The organism is Pseudomonas urethralis, from assembly GCF_021602465.1.
GTDB lineage: Bacteria > Pseudomonadota > Gammaproteobacteria > Pseudomonadales > Pseudomonadaceae > Aquipseudomonas > Aquipseudomonas vlassakiae.
Genome location: NZ_BQIJ01000074.1, coordinates 1 through 253, shown reverse-complemented (window position 1 = coordinate 253; position 253 = coordinate 1). Strand labels below are relative to the sequence as shown.

At 57.7% G+C, this 253-nt stretch carries 1 protein-coding gene; it reads right to left on the bottom strand.

The window, feature by feature from the left end; genetic code table 11:
• Positions 1 to 43: 43 nt before the first annotated feature.
• On the bottom strand, positions 44 to 253 hold a 210-nt coding region (locus L6D64_RS28270; RefSeq protein WP_236192673.1), incomplete at its 5' end, for a hypothetical protein.

The window sequence follows — 253 nt, the reverse complement described above, 5'->3', positions numbered from 1 at the left end:
GAGAGGGGTTACAGCCGGCTGGAGTACATTTGTACTCCTATTGTCAGGATGGAACGCGTATGGCTTTCGGTTGGAGCGCGAGACCCTTCACGGCCTCGCTGTAGATGAACTTGATCATGTCCCACGGGACTGTGTGGCGCTGGCCGTACTCACCCTCGCCATCGCATATCTCGCAGCCTTCTACCGGATCATCCAGTTCGCGGCATTCCGGGCATTCCTGGGTGACCTCCAGCTTGAACTCACCGAGAAGCAG